Source organism: Kitasatospora sp. NPDC033851 (assembly GCF_055576085.1).
In genome coordinates this window covers 170,795-186,727 of the sequence record NZ_JBVIRL010000012.1, presented here as the reverse complement: position 1 = coordinate 186,727, position 15,933 = coordinate 170,795, and the positions used below count along the sequence as shown (strand labels likewise).

8 protein-coding genes are annotated in these 15,933 nt (G+C 74.9%); 1 reads left to right on the top strand and 7 read right to left on the bottom strand.

Annotated features, from left to right (window positions below):
* Positions 1 to 236 precede the first annotated feature (236 nt).
* Positions 237 to 626 (bottom strand): hypothetical protein, encoded by a 390-nt coding sequence (locus tag ACZ51D_RS23340; protein WP_465663442.1) that lies wholly within the window; start codon positions 624 to 626, stop codon positions 237 to 239.
* 284 nt (positions 627 to 910) lie between these two features.
* Here ACZ51D_RS23340 and ACZ51D_RS23335 point away from each other — a divergent pair, with 284 nt between their 5' ends.
* Positions 911 to 1,915 (top strand): hypothetical protein, encoded by a 1,005-nt coding sequence (locus ACZ51D_RS23335; RefSeq protein ID WP_465663441.1) that lies wholly within the window; start codon positions 911 to 913, stop codon positions 1,913 to 1,915.
* A 462-nt stretch (positions 1,916 to 2,377) separates the two neighbouring features.
* Here ACZ51D_RS23335 and ACZ51D_RS23330 read toward each other — a convergent pair whose 3' ends face one another.
* The 6 genes from ACZ51D_RS23330 to eccCa form a co-directional block, all read right to left on the bottom strand.
* Positions 2,378 to 3,640, bottom strand: a complete 1,263-nt coding sequence (locus ACZ51D_RS23330; protein WP_465663440.1) for a S8 family serine peptidase — start codon at positions 3,638 to 3,640, stop codon at positions 2,378 to 2,380.
* Between the two features lie 11 nt (positions 3,641 to 3,651).
* Entirely contained in the window at positions 3,652 to 7,026 is a 3,375-nt protein-coding gene (locus ACZ51D_RS23325; RefSeq protein WP_360493929.1) for a right-handed parallel beta-helix repeat-containing protein, read from the bottom strand.
* Between the two features lie 59 nt (positions 7,027 to 7,085).
* Positions 7,086 to 8,519 carry a hypothetical protein gene (locus ACZ51D_RS23320; protein WP_465618021.1) on the bottom strand — a complete coding sequence of 478 codons (1,434 nt, stop codon included), beginning with the start codon at positions 8,517 to 8,519 and terminating at the stop codon, positions 7,086 to 7,088.
* Positions 8,520 to 8,662: 143 nt separating this feature from the next.
* A complete protein-coding gene (locus ACZ51D_RS23315; protein ID WP_360493924.1) occupies positions 8,663 to 9,100 on the bottom strand; it encodes a hypothetical protein in 438 nt (145 codons plus the stop codon).
* Between the two features lie 192 nt (positions 9,101 to 9,292).
* Positions 9,293 to 11,812, bottom strand: coding sequence for a hypothetical protein (locus ACZ51D_RS23310; protein ID WP_465663439.1), 2,520 nt, complete (start codon positions 11,810 to 11,812; stop codon positions 9,293 to 9,295).
* A gap of 89 nt (positions 11,813 to 11,901) precedes the next feature.
* Positions 11,902 to 15,867, bottom strand: a complete 3,966-nt coding sequence (gene eccCa / locus ACZ51D_RS23305; RefSeq protein WP_465663438.1) for a type VII secretion protein EccCa — start codon at positions 15,865 to 15,867, stop codon at positions 11,902 to 11,904.
* Positions 15,868 to 15,933: the final 66 nt, after the last annotated feature.

The window sequence follows — 15,933 nt, the reverse complement described above, 5'->3', positions numbered from 1 at the left end:
TCTCAGATCGGGCAGGGGGCACGGCACAGACAGGGCACCGCTGGGCAGCCGGCCGGACGTCCCCGGCAGCGGCTACGACAGCACACTGCCGGAGCCCGCCAAGTCCTCACCAACGATCCGCCAACGCCCCGACTCACGGCACCCGGGCCGCCGCCGGATGCCGTGTTAGCCGGCCCCGGCCACGCGCGGCAGGCCCCCGTCGCAGGCCCCGCCGAACGCCCTCGATCAGGCGGCGGTCAGCGCCCGTTGAGCTCCCGCACCAGGTCCTCCACCCCGTCCTCGCCCCGGTGCTCCATCAGCATCGCGACCCATCTCGCCAACCGCTCCCGCTCCGCCGCCGACCACCCCGACGCCGACGGATGCTCGTCCACCACCAGCGCCGAGGCCACTCTCAACAACCCCGACGGCGCCGATCCGGGCCGCCACCGCCCCTGCGGCACCGCCCGCAACGCCAACCGGCGGGCGACGGCGATCACCACCTCCGCCGACGCCTCCGGCACCCGCAGCCCGGTCGGCCCCGCCCCACTCGGCGCACCCGCCCGCACCAGCGCGGCGACGAACTCCCGCGCCTCCGGCCCGTCCACATCCATCCCGCGGCCCTCCCCCGTCCCGATCACGGGACTCACGCTCCTTCCACCTCGATGACACTCGGCGGACGCCGGGTGCCACCGAACGACGGTACCGAGCGGTAGCCGGTCGAGCAGGGGAATTAGTGCGTACGACCGGACGGGCGGACGCACGGCACAACCTCCCGGCACGACAAGGGGAGCGAGGCGCGCCCTGCCCGCTCAACGGTCCCCCCGCCGGGAGTGGTTCAGGTGAACCGGAACGGAACCTTCGACCGTAGTCCCGGCTGTACGGGCCGACCGGAGGCACCGGTCGGGCGCAACACGGACCGGAAGGTCGGACGATGGCTTTCACCGACGGCACCCCCGGTGTCGGCACCGACGTCCCCGCCGCCCCCGACTACTCGCCGGCCGCCTGGCCCGAACCCGTCGCCCTCCTCCCCCGGCAGCCGCTGGACCTGCTCGGAACCGTCCTGATCCCCGCCCCCGAACGGCAGTTGTTCACCCGCGGCCCGGACACCGACCCAGCCACGGCCCCCCAGCCGCCGACCGGCCCCGCCACCCCAGCCGCAGCCGCAGCCGCAGCCGCACCACCCGCCGCGATCGCGGCGGTTGCGGCAGTCGCGGCACCGGACACCCCGGCCCTGCGCCGTGCACCCGCCGGCCCGCGCACCCGCCGCCTCACCCTTCCCGGCAGCGCGGAGACCCGGCGCCGACACCTCCTCGACCGCATCCGCGTACCCCTGCGCGCCTGCCACCGCATCGCCGTCGTCGGCAGCCCCACCGAAGGCATCACCACCGTCCTCGGCGCCCTGCTCGCCGAACACCGCGCCGACCCGGTCGTCGTCCTCGTCCCCGGCGGCCCCGCCCAGGGCGAACACCGCACAGCCGGCCGACTCGTCGTGCACGCCGTCCAACCGGACCCCGCCACCCTTCCCGCCACCCTCACCGAACTCAGCGGCCACTACCCGGTGATCCTCGCCGACACCACCGCCTCCCCCGTCGACCTCCGGCTACCCGCCGTCGAACTCGCCCACCAACTCGTCCTCTGCGAACCCGCCTCCGCCACCGGCGCCCACAACGCCAACACCCTCCTCGACCACCTCACCGCCCTCGGCCACCACGGCCTGGCCCGCGGCGCGGCCACCGTCTTCACCCCCGCCCCACCCGCCGACCGCCCCATCGCCGAACGCGACCTCCTCACCCACTTCCGCACCCGCTGCCGCGGCGCCGTCGCCCTCCCACCCCCCAGCCCGGCCGACCCCACCACCCTCCGTCCCCGCACCCGCGACGGCTACCTCGAACTCGCCGCCCTCATCGGCGACGCCATGGCCGACCGCCAAGGGTGACGCCGCCCCCGGAACCGCCCCGCCCCGGCCACAGGCGCGGAGGGTGACGGCGGTGGGTGGCGACATGGCGGGACGGCTGCGGGGCTGCGGGGTGCCCGTTCCCGAGCCTGCCCTCGACCGAACGTCACCGCAACGGGCCTGCCACAGCACGCAACACGCCTCACCAACCCGGGTACCTGCCCGGGGCGGAGCGACGGTGGTGGCTTGGGTGGGGCGTGGCTTGGGTGGGGCGTGGCCCGGCCGGCCGGGAGCTACCGCACTTCGCCCCTCCTCCGCCCGCTCCGGGCACGGGCCCGGATGGTGATCGTGGCAAGGCGGGGCAAGGGTCGTGGCGCGGGCGGCTCCAGGAGCTGCCGAAACTCGGACCGCCGCACACCCCTCGTCCGCTCGTGCGCCCGGCCCGGGCACGGGCCGCAGTGCGGGCACAGGGGGCGATGGCGGCCCGAAGGGAGCACCCTCCCCTCAGTTCTCCTCCACGCGGCCCGGGCGCCAGCCTCGGGTGCGGGCGCGGGGGGTGACGGCGGCGGCTGCGGCTACCAGGGCGGCGGTGGCGAGGGAGGCGAGGGCGATGGTGGTGGCTTGGGTGGGGGCGTTGGTGGCGGGGCGGGTGGGGGGCATGGCGAGGGCGGCCGCGGGGGGTGCCGGGGTGGTGGGGGCGGGGTCGGGGAGTTGGGTGACGGCGGTGACGGGGTCGATGGTGCCGTAGCCGTACTGGGGGTCGGTGCTGTGGTAGGCGGTGGTTTCCAGGCGGCGGGTCAGCTGGTCGACGGTGAGGGTCGGGCGGTAGCCGAGGGCGAGGGCGGCGGTGGCGGCGACGAAGGCGGTGGCGAAGCTGGGGCCGACGCCGGTGTAGTAGCCGCCGGGGGTGGGGCCGGGGCCGGTGACGGCGTCGCCGGGGGCGGCGAGGTCGACGCGGCCGCCGACCGGGACGGCTGTGGGGCCGTCCGGGAGTGCGCCGCCGGGGGCGAGGTCGCGGACGGCGAGGACCTCGGGGTAGGCGGCCGGGTAGGCGGGGCCGGGTTTGGCGGTGCCGGACTGGCCGGTGTCGGTCGGGGCGGTGTCGGGGGCGGCGGGGGCGACGATCAGGGCGCCTTTGGCGCGGGCTGCCCGGACGGCGCCGGCGAGGGCGTCGTTGCCGCCGGGGAGGGCGACGGCGACCGCGATGACGCGCGCGCCCCGGTCGGCCGCTGCCGTGATGCCCTGGGCGAGGAGGTCGGCCGAGGCGACCCCGGCCTCGTTGGTGACGGAGACGGCGAGGATTCTGGCGCGTGGCGCGACGCCGGCGAAGCCCGTCCCCTCGCGTTGGTCGGCGGCGATCAGGCCGGCCAGGAAGGTGCCGTGGCCGACGCAGTCCTGGGTCGGGTCGGCGCCGCCCGGGAGCGGGGCGTAGTCGAGGCGGCCGGTGAGCAGGCCGCTGCCGTCCTTGACTCCGGAGCCGAGGACGGCGACGGTGACGCCTTCTCCCCGGCTGAGGGGCCAGACCCGGTCGGCCCGTAGGAAGGTCTGCGGCCAGGGGGTGAGTTGGGTGCCTTTGGTGGATGCCGGGAGGCAGCCGGCCGGTTTGCCGCCGGGGTCGCGGCGCAGTTGGGTGACGCCGGGCAGGGTGTCCGGGGAGTCGGCGGCGGCCGCGCTGCCCGCCGAGGGCAGCAGCAGGCCGGCGGCCAGCAGCGCCGCCGTGCCTCGTACGGCGGGCAGACCCACACCCCTCGCGGAGACCCCCCTCACGGGCGCCCGCCTCACGCGAAGCTGCCGATCCGCTCGGTCGGGATGTCCTGGGGCAGCAGGAGGCTGAGTTCGTCCAGGTCCGCGATGTCCAGCCGGGACAGCCGCCCCGCCTGGCGGGTGATCATCGCTTCCAGCATCTGCCGCGCGAAGCGTCCGTTGCCGAAGGAGCGGTCGCGCGGGACGACCGCGAACAGTGTGGCGAGTGCCGCCAGGGTCTCCGGGGTGCAGCTGTACCCGGCGGTTTCGGCCTGGAGCCGGACGATGGTGACGAGTTCGTCGTCCGCGTAGTGGTCGAAGGTGATCTCGCGGGAGAACCGCGAGGCCAGGCCGGGGTTGGAGGCGAGGAAGCCGCGCATCTCCTCCTGGTAGCCGGCCACGATGACGACGACCTCGTCGCGGTGGTCCTCCATCAGCTTCATGAGGGTGTCGACCGCTTCCTGGCCGAAGTCGCCGCCGGCGCCGTGGCGGGGTGTCAGCGTGTAGGCCTCGTCGATGAAGAGCACGCCGCCGCGGGCGCGTTCGAAGGCGTCCCGGGTGAGCTGGGCGGTGTGGCCGATGTAGCGGCCCACGAGATCGGCGCGGGCGGTCTCGATGAGCTGGCCGGCGGGCAGCACCCCGAGTTCGGCGAGGAGTTCGCCGTACAGCCGGGCGACGGTGGTCTTGCCGGTGCCGGGCGGACCGGAGAAGACCAGGTGGTGGCTGATGGTGGCGGCGGGCAGGCCCGCCTCGATCCGGCGCCGGGTCTGCTTGGTGAGGTTGACCAGGTCTTCGACCTGTTCCTTGGCGGCGGCGAGGCCGACCATGGAGCGCAGCCGGTCGAGCAGGCCGGGCTCGTCCGGCTTGCTGTCTCCGGCGACGGCCGCGGCGGCCTGCTCGCCGACGTCGCCGGGCAGCAGCTGGGTCAGTGCGACGTTGTCGAAGTTCTCCAGTTCGGCGAGCCGGGAGGCCTGCCGGTCGACCATCTCCTCGAACACCTTGCGGGCTGCTCGGCCGTTGCCGAAGTCGGCGCCCTTGGGCATCCGTTCGAAGTGGACGGCGAGCGCTTCGCGGGTGCCCTCGGCGAGTTCGTAGCCGTGGCCGGCGGCGGCGTGTCCGACGATCGTGGTGAGTTCGTCGACGCTGTAGTTCTGGAACTCGACGGTGCGGCTGAACCGGGAGGCCAGGCCCGGGTTGGAGGCGAGGAACTCGCGGATCTCGACCTCGTATCCGGCGACGATGACCACCAGGTCCTCGCGGTGGTCCTCCATCAGCTTGACCAGGGTGTCGATGGCTTCGCGGCCGAAGTCGGGGCCGGTGCCGCCGGAGCCGGCCGACAGGGTGTACGCCTCGTCGATGAAGAGCACGCCGCCGAGGGCCTCCTTGACGACCTCGGTGGTCTTCAGGGCGGTTCCGCCGATGATCGAGGCGACCAGGTCGGCGCGGGCCACCTCGACGAGGTGGCCGCTGCGCAGCACACCGAGTTCGGCGAGGATGGCGCCGTAGAGCCGGGCGACGGTGGTCTTGCCGGTGCCGGGCGGCCCGGCGAAGACCAGGTGGCGGCTCATCGGGAGGGCGGGCAGGCCGGCCTGTTCGCGGCGCCGGGCCAGCTTGTTGAGGTTGACCAGGGTGGCGACCTGCTCCTTGACGCCCTCCAGACCGACCAGGGTCTGCAGGACGGCCTGCGGACCCTGGGGGCCCTGCGGCCCGGCGTCGGCGGGGCCGGACTGCGGGGTCCCGTCGGCGGGTGCGCTCTCCCCGTCGGTGGTGACGGCGGTGCCGGGCGTGGCGGCGGCGACCGCCGCCGAACCGTGGGCGTCCGGTGACCGGTTGTCCCGGCTGTCGAGGTTCTCGACCGCGAGCCGGTCGGTCGTCTCGGTCTGCCGCAGGCCCGCGCCCTGGTTCTCGGCGGCCAGGCAGTCGGTGAGCCGGACGGGCTCCGCGGACTCGGAGCGCAGCCCGTCCACGGTGTTGTCGATGAGCTGGCAGGAGGTCAGTGTGGCGCGGGCGCCGGCCATCAGGTGGAGTCCGTGGCGGCGGTTGGTCCGCAGCCGGGAGCGGGTGGCGGTCAGTTCGCCGCCGCGCTCGACGCTCGCGCCGTCGAAGGCGTTGTCGGTGGAGTCGACGTCGCGCAGGGTGGCGACGCCCTCGGTGCCCACCGAGATGCCGCAGGACTTGCTGCCGCGCACCTGGCTGCCGCCGAGGTAGGTGTTGGCGCCGTCGGCGATCCGGATGCCGTGGTTGCCGGAGTCGAGCACGGTGGCGTCCTCGATCCGGCCGCGCCCGTCGCGCAGCACCTCGATCCCGTGGCCGCCGGCGGCGGTGACGGTGGTGCGGCGCAGCAGCGGGTTGGCGCCGTCGCGCACCACGATGCCGACGCCGGCCGCGTCGCGGACCTCCAGCCGGTCGAACTCGGCGGCGCTCTCCCCGGTGAGTTCGACGCCGTCGGTCTCGGCGTCGCGCACCACCGCCCGCACCAGGCCGGGGCCGGCCGACTCGCCGACGTGGATGCCGGCCTGGGCGGGGGCGGTGACCTCGCAGTCCTCGAAGGTGCCTCGGGAGCGGCCCGTGATGTGCAGGCCATGGCCCTGGGGGCGCACGGCGCGGCAGCGCCGCAGCAGCGGGTCGGTGCCGTTGGTGAGCACGTAACCGTGGCCGCGCACGGCGGTGACGGTGCAGTCCTCCAGGACGACCCGGGCGGTGGAGCCGACGAACACGCCCAGCGCGCTGTCGCGGATCTCGGTGCGCAGCAGCCGCGTGGTGCTCTGCTCCTCCAGGGCCACGGCGGGCTTGTCGGTGGCGGAGATCTCGCAGTCCTCGACCACGCCGCGCGCCTCGCCGTTGGCGCAGACGCCGTTGCCGCGGGCGTCGCGCAGCACGCAGCGCCGAACGGTCGGGTTGGCCCGCTCGCCGATCACCAGGGCGGAGGTGCCCAGGTGCTCGATGACGCTGTCCTCGATGACACTGGCGCCGGTGGACGTCTCGACCAGCCCGGCGCCGGCCGGATTGACCACCCGGCAGCCGCGCATGGCGAGTTCGCCCTGCTGGCGGGTGAGCACGGCGGTCCACGCGTTGCCGGCCACCTCGCAGTCCTGGAGGGCGAGTTGACCGCGCGGAACGTCCACGGCGGGCAGCTCGTCGTCCTGCCCCTGCAACACCAGTCCGGTCAACTGGACGGCTTCGGTGAGCACCTGGACCACCGAGCCGCGCCGCGGACTGATCCGCACACTGCCCCGGACGTCCTCCGCGGTGATGCTCACCACCTTGGTGAGCACCAGGTTCTCGTCGTACCGGCCGGGGCGCACCGAGATCACCGCGCCGCTGCGGGCGGCCTGGAGGGCTTCGCCGATCGTGCGGTAGGAGCCGGGCTCCCGCTGCTCCGCGCAGACCGTCAGCACCGGGCGCGACATGCCTGGGGTTCCCTTCGTCGTGGGGCGTGGTGGTTCTTCGGTGGTTCGGGCGTGCGGCGTCAGGGCGTGCAGGTGGCACGCACCGCGCTGGCGGCGTGGTGGGCCAACTTGGCGCCGCTGCTCCAGTCGACGCCGCGGCTGTGCAGGGTGAGGGAGATCGGGCCGCGGTAGGGGAACGGCCCCTTCGTCACCCAACTACCCAGGCTGGCCGTCTGGTTGATGGTGAACGAGCCGACCGATCCGCCGCCGCTCTGCACCGTGTAGTAGCTCGGGTTACCGCCGACCTGCTTCACGTTGCTGCTGGCCGGGATGTAGACGGCCAGGGTGCAGCTGGTGACCTTGTCCAGGCTGAAGGTCCAGACCACCGAGTTGCTCTTGTCGTCGTTCGCGTCACCGGACATCGGCATCGAGGCGTAGGTGCCGTTGCAGCCGTCGCCGCTGTAGCCACCGGAGTTGTTGCGCCAGCCCTTGTCGCCGTCGTCGTACCAGCCGTAGGTGCGGTAGTTGCCGCAGTACGGGCCGGCGACCGCGGTGACCGGCGCCGGCTGCTTGGCGACCGGCGGCGGGGCGGGGTTCTGGGCCCCGGCCGGCGGCGGGGCCGGCTGGTTCGCCGGCGGCTGGTTCGGGGCGGGCTGGTTCGGCGCGGGCTGCTGGGGCGCGGGCTTGGCAGCACCGGCGCCGCCACCGGCCGGGGCGGGGCCCGAACCGCCCTGGGCCGGGCCGCCCCCGCCGGTCGCGCTGCCGCCGGTCCCCACCGGGTTGGCCGCTCCACCGGGCTGCGCCGCGACGCCGGAACCCCCGCCGCCACCCGTGCCGTTCGGGGCCGACGCCGGCTGGTCACCCGTGGCAGGCGGGACCGATCCGGCGTCCACCGGCGGAACGACCGCCCCGGGCTGCCCGTCCGGGGCGGGACTCCCGCCGCCGACGCCGCCGTGCTCGTCGTAGCCGGGCACGAACCCGCTACCGCCGTCCCCGCCACCCTGCCCGTACCCGGGCGGCGCGTCGGCCTGGGCCGGCCCGTGCTTGGGGTCGTTGCCGCCGAGCTGCGTCACCACCACCGAGGTGCCGACCAGCACCAGACCGACCGCGACGGCCGCCGCGATCATCGGCCGGGACACCCGGCCCGGCCGCGGACCCGGATCCGTACCCGACTCGGTGGACGACTCACCGACCACCGCGGCGGCCAGCGCCTCGGGCGTCCCGGCCGCCGACGGAGCCGCGACGGCGGGGGCCGCGACGGAGGCGGGAGCGGGCACGGGAGGCGCGGCCGGGGTCACGGCCGGCTTTCCTGCCTGCGCCCCGGCCTTGGACGCGCTCTCGGACGCGTTCTTGGGGGCACGCTCTGCTTCGGCCCCGGCCCCCCCGGCGGCTCCCGCCTGCGCGGGCAGCACCGCGGTCGGGGCGCCCGCCGCGGCCTCCGCCGCCGCCCCGGACGCCGCCTCCGCAGACTCCGCTTCCGCGGACTCCGCCTCGGCGGCCAAAGCCCAGTTCACCGTCGGAAGTTGGAAACCGGACGGCTTCCGACCCGGCTCGCCGCGCTGCTCCTCGCCCACCATGCATCCCCTGTGTTCGACGACACTCCTGTGGGGAGGTACGGCCAGACCGGCCCGCGCGGTTCAGCCGGTTCCGCCCGCCTTCAGGAGCCGACGGTCCAGACCGGCTCCTCGGCCGCCTCCGGCGGGGTCAGCACGAACGAGACCGCCCGCTCCAGCACCTCCTGCTCCGGCTCCGCCCACGGCCCGTCACCCTGGGCGCGGACGTGCGCGAGCAGCTCCGGGTCGGGCGCCAGCCCGTACTCCTCGAGGTAGTACGTCACCGTGTCGGTCCAGATCCACCGGCCGTCGGTGCGGAAACCCATCGGGACGACACCGCGCAGGCTCGGATCGACCACGTCGTCCATCAGCATCGTGGTCAGCAGCACCGCCGCCCCCGCCCGCAGGTAGCGGGCGACGGCCTCGCGCTCCCCGCCCGCCGCGAGCCGCGGCCGGTCCGGCCCGAAGCCGGGCCCGGTCACCGGGTCCACGACGTCGAACACCGCCGCGAGCCGGAACCCGTCCCGCACCGTCTCGCCCATGCCGCACTCCTCCTGCTGGTCTTTTCCCTACGCTACGTCCCACGGACGGCCGGGCGTCCCCGGTTCACCGGAGGCGGCACGAGCGAGGAGCCGTCCATGGCGGGCCTCCGCGCCGGGCCTCCGCGCCGGGCCTCCGTCCGGGGTCGGCTCCGGAGTCACCTCCGGGGGTCCGGACCGCGTGCCCCGAGGGGCCTATCCCGTCCCCGAGCCGAGATCGAGCGTGTAGCGGGCGAGGTCCGCGGGGCGGACGCGGTCGGTCGGGGCGACGGCGTCGCGACGGGCGAGCCAGCTGCGGAGGCGCTCGGGGGCCGGGCGGACTCCGCCGATCTCGTGCAGCAGGACCCGCGCCGGGTGACCGGCGTCCGGATCGGGTGCCTGGACGTCGACCACTTCGAACTCCGTCCCCGGGGCGAAGATCACGGTCGGCTGGTCCCCCAGTTCGCCGAAGGCCGAACTGCGGCGGCCGCCGACGGACCAGATCGCGAACTCGATCCCGAGGTCCTCGCCGAGTTCCGCACCCGGCGCCGCCAGACCGGTCACCGGTGCCCGTTCGGTCAGGACCGTGCCCGGGGTGTACGCGCCGAGGCCGGTCCCCTCGGCCGGGCCCGCGACCAGCACACCGCCGTAGTGGCTCGGCAGCCGGCGCAGGCCGGCGGCGAGGCACCGCAGGTACGGGCCGTAGCGGCCGGGTGCACCGGAGCGGGCCGCCGCGAGGAGCTCGGCGCGGGGAGCCAGGGGGGTGCAGTCGCCGTGCTGCAGCAGCACGGCGACCAGTTCGGGCCTCGGGTCGACCGCCTCCGACCGGGTGCGGAGGCTGGGCAGCCGGGTGGCGACGTCCTCGGCCCGCCGCGCGAGCCGCTGGTAGGCGGGCCCGAGCTGGGACACCAGGGCCGCGCGGTCCTCGGCGGGAGTGCTGGGCGCTCCCGCCGCCGGGGACACGGCCAATGGGGCGGGCACGGGCGGCGCGGGTACGGGTACGGGTTCCGGCTCTCGTTCTGGAACCGGCTCCGGGTCGGGGGTCGGCTCGGGTTCCGGCGCTGGTTCGAGTTCCGGCTCCGGTTCGGGCTCCGGGTCGGGCTCGGGCTCCGGCTCGGGCTCCGGATCGACTGCGCTCGAGGACACCGGACTTGACGCCTCGGAAGCCGGCTCCTGCGGCACTGCCGGGGCTTCCTCTGCCTCGGTCACCGGACGAGGGTCCGGAGGCGTCGCCTCGAACTGCCCGCCGGAGGTCGCCACCGTGACAGCGGGCGTCGGCGCGGCCACCGGTTCGGGTTCCGGTTCAACCTCGGGTTCGATCTCGGGCTCGATCTCGGGCTCGACCTTGGGCTCGACCTTGGGCTCGAGCGTCGGCTTCGGCTCAGGCGTGGGCGCCGGCTCGGCCTCGACCTCACACTCCGGCTCCGGCTCCGGCTCCGGCTCGGGCACCGGCACCGGCACCGGCACCGGCACAGCCGTCAGCTCAGGCTCGGCAGCAGCCCCCGCTTCCGCCCCGGCCCAGTCCAGCCCGTACAGCCGCGCGCAGAACCGCCCGACCGCCGCGGACCCGATGTCCAGCGTCCCCGCGACGGCGAGTGCGAGGCGTGCTGTTCCCGGCGGGAGTGCGCCGAGCAGGGCGCCGAGGTGGTCCCACAGGGTCTCGGGGACCGGGCGTCCCGGGGCACCGACGACGAGTACCGGCTGTGCGGGGTCGGGGCGGCGCAGTCGTGGTCCCCGGTCCGGGGTGGCCGCGGGGCGGAGCCAGAGGCCGGCGGCGACTGCCTCCAACTCCCAGCCGGGGAACGCCGGGTAGCGTGCCGGGCCGGGTGCCGGGGGCAGGTCGGGCCGGGTGCGCCAGCCGACGGCGGTGACGGTGCGCTCGCTCGGGCGGGCGACCAGTTCGGTGAGGTACGGTTCCCAGCCCTCGGCGCCGTCCGCGCCTACGTGGACGTGCCGGGTACCGGCCCCGGCCCCGGCCGGTACCGGCACACCGACGGCCGCCCACACTTCCTGCCGGAGCGAGGCCGCCGACACCGCCGCCAGTTCGATGAGTTGGACCGGCTCGGCCCACGGCGCGCTCAGCGTGAGGCGTTCCGGCCTGCCGGTCGTCGTTTGCAGCAGCGCGGCGGCGTTGGCGAGTTGGGTGCCGCTGGGCAGCGGTCCCTCCGGTTCGCCGAGGACGAGCAGCAGTCCGTCGTCCGCCGTGACGGCCCGGTCGAGTACGGCCGGTCGCTCCGATCCCACGGCGGCCTCGGTGATCCAGTACGCGCCGCCGGCCAGCGGGGTGATGGTCGCGGCGGCCGGCCAGTGGGGACCGAGCGGCACCGTTCCGGCGCCGGGCCGGCACCGCCACCAGGTTCCGTCGACGGCCGGCAGCGTGCCGTCCGTCTCGACGCTGACCACGGAGTCGGGTGCGACGACCGTCAAACCGCAGCGCCTGGCCAGCAGTTCGGCGGGTCGGCGGCCGTCCGGCCCGACCGCCGCCAGGCCGGAGGCGGCGAGCACCAGCGTCTCGGCCCCGCGTTCGCGCGCGACCTGCGCGAGTTCGTCCAGCGAGGCCAGCAGGACGGGTGCCGCGTCCGCGGCGGCGGCGAGCAGCAGCAGCGCCCGCGGTTCGACGGGGACGGCTGCCAGCGCCTCGGCCAGTCCGGCCGCTTCCGCGTCGGGCGGCGCGATGACGTAGTGCGGGCCGAGTGCCCGCAGCGTCGAGCCGCCCGTCCCGGGAGTCACACCCACCGCACCCGTCCTCACCGGCCCCGTCCTCACCACACCCGCACTCACCGCACCCGCACTCACCGCACCCGGCGCGATACCCGTAGCCCCCGTCATCCTTCTTCTCCCAGGTGTCCGGTCTGCACCTGTACGGTGCGCCGCCGGGTGATGTACAGCCCGCGCCCGGTGGGGAACTGCCGCGGCTTGAGGTTGCCGAACAGGTATCCCTCGGAGGGCGGGCAGGACATCAGCAGCGAGGGCGAGTTGACTTCCTGGAGCTTGCGCAGCAGCGGGTCGCCGAGGGCCCGGCCGATGCCGTTGGCGCCGCGTGCGACGACCAGGTGGAGGCCGATCTCGGTGCCCTGGGCGAGGTCTTCGAGCAGGGCGGCGAAGGGGTGGGTGCCGCTGCCGGAGCCCACCAGGTCGTAGTCGTCGACGAGGATGAACAGTTCCGGGCCGGTCCACCAGTCGCGCAGCTTGAGCCGGGAGGGGGTGATGTCGGCGGGCGGGATGCGGTTCTTCATCGCCCTGGACGCCCCGTCGACGATCTGGCGGAGCTTGTCGATGGCCACCGCGTAGCCGAGCCGGTATTCCTCCGGCACGGCGTCGTACAGGCCGCGCCGGTAGTCGACCAGCATGATCCGCGCCTCGGCCGGGGTGTAGGTGGTGGTGATGGCGTTGATCATCAGTCGGAGCAGGTTGGTCTTGCCGGATTCGCTGTCGCCGACGATCAGCAGGTGCGGGTTTTCCTCGAAGTCGTGCCAGAGCGGGGAGACTTCGGTGTCCTCGAGGCCGATGGCGACGCGCAGTCGTCCTTCGGGCGCGGGGAGTCGGGCGGCGTCGAGGGTGAGCGGGAGCATCCGTACCTCGGGGGCGCGCGGCCCGGTCCAGTGTGCGGCGACGGCGTCGACGAGGTCGGCGACGCCTTCGCCGAGGTCGTCGGTGCGGCCGGAGCCGTCGATGCGGGGCAGGGCGGCGAGGAAGTGCAGTTGTTCGTCGGTGAGGCCGCGGCCGGGCAGCTTGGGGACCTTGGCGGCGGCCCGCATGTTGATCATGGAGTCGACGGAGTCGCCGAGGCGCAGCTCGAAGCGGGTCTGCAGCTGGTCGCGCAGGCCGCCGGCGACCTCGCCCCACCTGGTGGTGGCCACCACCAGGTGGACGCCGTAGTTGAGGCCGCGCTGGGAGATCAGGGTGAGCGGCTGGACGAGGTCGTTGAACTCCTGGCGCAGGGTGTTCCAGCCGTCGATGACCAGGAAGACGTCGCCGTGCGGCTCGTCGGACAGTTCGCCGGCGGCCCGGCGGCGGCGGAAGGCGGCGATGGAGTCGAGGCCGAGTTCGGCGAAGTACTGTTCGCGGCGGTTGATGATGGCGTTGATCTCGGCGACGGTGCGCAGCACCCGCTCGCCGTCGTGCCGGCCGGTGACGCCGCCGACGTGCGGCAGGCCACGCAGGGCGGAGAGCGTGCCGCCGCCGAAGTCCAGGCAGTAGAACTGGACTTCGCGCGGGGTGTGGGTGAGCGCGAGGCCGGTGATCAGGCTGCGCAGCAGGGTGCTCTTGCCGCTCTGCGGGGCGCCGGCGATGCCGACGTGGCCGCCGGCGCCGGAGAGGTCGGCGGTGAGCAGGTCGCGCAGCTGCTGGAAGGGGCGGTCGACCACGCCGACGGGCAGTCCGAGGATGCCGTGGCTGCTCGCGTCCTCGGTGGTGAGGCCGCGTTCGGGGTGCGGGACGAGCGGCGGCAGCAGTTCGTCGAGGGTGGGCGGGACGTCCAGCGGCGGCAGCCAGACCCGGTGGGCGGGCGGGCCGGCGTCGCGGAGCTTGCCGGTGGCGACGTCGAGCAGGGATCCGGCGGCGGTCTGCTGCTCCTCGGGTTCGGCCTGGGCGACGGGGAGCCGGCGGGGCACCACGTAGTCGGTGCCGTACGCGACGACCTGCCCGGCGATGGCGGCCTGCTGGGCGGCGCGGCGCTTGGGCCGGTACGGGCCGGAGACGTAGGCGGCCTTGAACCGGGTGAGGGTGGAGATGTCGCTGCGCAGGAAGCCGTTGCCGGGCTGGGAGGGCAGCTGGTAGGCGTCGGGGACGCCGAGGACGCCGCGGCTCTCCATGGCGGAGAAGGTGCGCAGGCCGATCCGGTAGGACAGGTGGGATTCCAGCGCGCTCATCCGGCCTTCGTCGAGGCGCTGCGAGGCGAGCAGCAGGTGGACGCCGAGGGAGCGGCCGAGTCGGCCGATCATCACGAAGAGTTCCATGAAGTCCCGGTGCGCGGACAGCAGTTCGCTGAACTCGTCGACGACGACGAAGAGCGTGGGCAGCGGGCGCAGCACGGCGCCGGCGGCGCGCGCGGTCTCGTAGTCGAGCAGCGAGGCGTAGCCGGCGTCGCGCAACAGCTCCTGGCGGCGGACGAGTTCGCCGTGCAGGGCGTCGCGCATGCGGTCGACCAGGGAGGCCTCGTCGGCCAGGTTGGTGATCACCGCGGAGGTGTGCGGGAGGGTGTCGAGGCCGAGGAAGGTGGCGCCGCCCTTGAAGTCGACCAGGACGAAGTTGAGCACCTCGGAGGAGTGGGTGACGGCGAGGGCGAGCACCAGGGTGCGCAGCAGTTCCGACTTCCCGGAGCCGGTGGCGCCGATCAGCATGCCGTGCGGGCCCATGCCGCCCTGGGCGGACTCCTTGAGGTCGAGGTCGACGGGGCGTCCGTCGGGTCCGAGGCCGAGCGGGACGCGCAGCCGCTGCGGGATGCCGCGCTGGCCCCAGAGCTCCTCGACGTCGAGGGCGTGCAGGTCGGGGATGCCGAGCAGGGCGGTGAGGTCGAAGTCGGTGGCGAGCGGTTCGGCGGCGTCGACGCCGTCGGCGATGCGGTAGCGGGCGAGCAGGGCGGCGAGGCGGGTCGCGGCGGGCAGGGTGAGCGCGTCGGGTCGGCCGAGGTCGGTGACGACGTCCTTGCGGTTGCGGTCGGAGCCGACCATGGTGAGCCGGCCGTCCTCGATCCGCAGCCGCAGGGTGGCGCGGGCGGGGCCCCACTCCAGGCTGTCGGAGAGGTCGATCAGGACGGCGTTGCGGTAGCCGGTGAGTGCGGCGCGGCTGCCGGTGTGCGCGCCGGGGCCGTCGAGGACCAGGACGGTGAAGGGCTCGTCGCGGTCGGGTACGGCGTCCGGTTCGAAGCCCGGGCGGCCGGTGAACTCCTCGCCGAGCAGCTGCTCGACCTCGCCGAGGCTGCCCGCGACCAGTCGGACCGGGCCGGCGCCGTCGGTGTCGGTCGGGTGCAGGGCGTGCGGCAGCCACTTGGCCCACTCCCAGTCGGCCCGCCGTTCGGAGTCGGTGACGACGGCGATGCTCAGCTCGTCCGGGCCGTGTACGGCGGCGAGTTGGGCGAGCACGGCCCGCACCAGGGCGCGGGCGGCCTCGGGGTCGTCGGAGCGCAGCAGCAGGTGGGCGAAGCCGCGCAGGTGGATGGCCATCGGCTGGTCGGCGACCGTCCCGTAGGCGTGGATGAAGCGGCGCAGCGCGTGGGCGCAGAGCGGTTCCAGGTCCTCGACGGGCTTGGTGGCGAGCGGTGCGAGCGGGGTGGCCAGGCGCTGGGCGCCGACGCCGATCCGGACGTCGCTGAAGTCGGGGTGGGCAGCCCGGCGCTCCCACAGCCGGCTGGTGCCGACCAGCGACCACAGCTCGTCCGGCGCGGGGTGGCGCCAGGTGAGGGCCTGCCGCTGGGCGTCGATCGAGCGGCGCACCTGGCGGCGCATCTGGGAGAGGTAGCGCAGGTAGTCGCGGCGTTCGGCGCGCAGCTGCTGCTTGCGGTCGCTGGAGCCGCGGATCAGCTGGGTGAGCAGCATGCCGACGGCGGACAGCGCCATCATGCCGACCGCGACGTAGCTGAGCGCGCCGCCGCCGCCTTCGCCGCCACCGCCGGGGTGCAGGAACATGAAGACCATCGACAGCGAGCCGAGCGCCATCGGGGCCATGCTGATCACGCTCGCCATGCCGCTCTGCTTCTCCGGCAGACCCGGCGGCTCCTGCAGCTGGATCTCGCCGTCCGGCATCTCGGGCCCCGGACGCCGGGGCGTCCGCTTGACCAGCACCACGCTCACTCAGGGCTCCTCACTGCGACCGGCTCTTCACGCCACGGGCTCCCCATTGCGACGCCGTCCCCTCTG

What these genes read in the sequence shown, in the direction of transcription:
- ACZ51D_RS23335 (WP_465663441.1), top strand. Translation starts at nt 911, where the DNA reads ATGGCTTTCACCGACGGCACCCCCGGTGTCGGCACCGACGTCCCCGCC.
- ACZ51D_RS23315 (WP_360493924.1), bottom strand. Translation starts at nt 9,100, where the DNA reads ATGGGCGAGACGGTGCGGGACGGGTTCCGGCTCGCGGCGGTGTTCGAC.
- ACZ51D_RS23325 (WP_360493929.1), bottom strand. Translation starts at nt 7,026, where the DNA reads ATGTCGCGCCCGGTGCTGACGGTCTGCGCGGAGCAGCGGGAGCCCGGC.